Genomic DNA, 1,222 nt, shown 5'->3' on the forward strand with positions numbered 1-1,222 from the left:
TTGACCACCACGAGCCGCCGTTCGCCTCCATCCCGCTGCCAGGTCCACGCGATGAAACAATCCGAGGTCCAGTTGCCCTCCCACGCCGGCAAGATATCGACCAGGCTCCACGTACCTTCCCGAAAGACCGGCTGCCGCAGCGCCGTCATCAGGTTCTCATAGAACCCTTGCAAGCTTGCGTCGACAGGCTCCTCTGGCGCCCGCACCAGATGCGGCGAAATCCGTTTCCTGCACCCCTCGAACTGCCCCTGGTGAAAGAAGCGCAAACCGGGCGACAGAAACGTGACGATGGCGCCGGCTTCATGTTCGCCGGATTCGAAGGTCGCCGCGGCCCGGGGCTCGTCGTGGTTTTCCAGGAAGCGGGCCAACTTCTCCTGGTAATCGAGCCCGGCATGCAAGTGCTCGCGCACCGGCCGTGCGTTCGCATCGCGCAAGCGGTCGTACATCTGCTTGTCGTACGCGTAATCGAAGCCCTGCTGCTGCATCGTCCATTCGAGATCCCAATACACTTCCGCCATGAACAGGAAGTGCGGATGCTCGCGTCGGACGGCCTCGGTCGCCTTCGGCCAGAAGGGCTCGGCGCGGATGCCCCAGGTCCGCTCGAACACGTCGGGCAAGACCAGCATGGCCATGTCGCAGCGCAGGCCGTCGCATTGCCCGGCGATTCTCTTCAGTTCGCCGATCATCGCCTGCTGCAACTCCGGATTGCCGTAGTCGAGCTGTAGCGTGTCGGGCCATCCGTCGAAGTACGGGTCGCGGCCGTGGGCGAGTATCAGCGGCCCGTTGCTCGTCTCCACCCGGCAATAGTTGCGCGGTGAGCGAACCAGATCCTGCTCGCTGCCGTGGACGAAGTAGTCCGGATGCGTGTCGATCCATTCGTGATCCGGCGCCATGTGATTCGGCACGAAGTCGAGCATCAGCTTCAGTCCGCGTTGCTGCAGGCGCTGCCGCAAGCGGGCGAGCGCCTCGGCGCCGCCCAGATCGCGATGAACCGTGTAGCTGCGGATCGCGAACCCGGAGCCGGCGATGTCGTCGTCCGTGAGGTCCGGTAGCGTCTCGGCGAATTCGCGGCGCCATCCGGCATGCGCGCGCGAGATGGCCTGGGCCGCCGGGCCGGTCTGCCAGACGCTCAGCAACCAGACCCAGTCGAAGCCCAGCGCGGCGAGGCGATCCAGTTCGGCATCCGGAATATCGTCGAGTGTCGCGCGTCTGCCGAGCGCGC

At 65.2% G+C, this 1,222-nt stretch carries 1 protein-coding gene; it reads right to left on the reverse strand.

The window, feature by feature from the left end:
* On the reverse strand, positions 1–1,222 hold a 1,222-nt coding region (locus P0D89_RS53110), incomplete at both ends, for an alpha-amylase family glycosyl hydrolase (protein WP_408371248.1).

This window comes from Paraburkholderia sp. RL18-085-BIA-A (assembly GCF_046027075.1).
Lineage (GTDB): Bacteria > Pseudomonadota > Gammaproteobacteria > Burkholderiales > Burkholderiaceae > Paraburkholderia.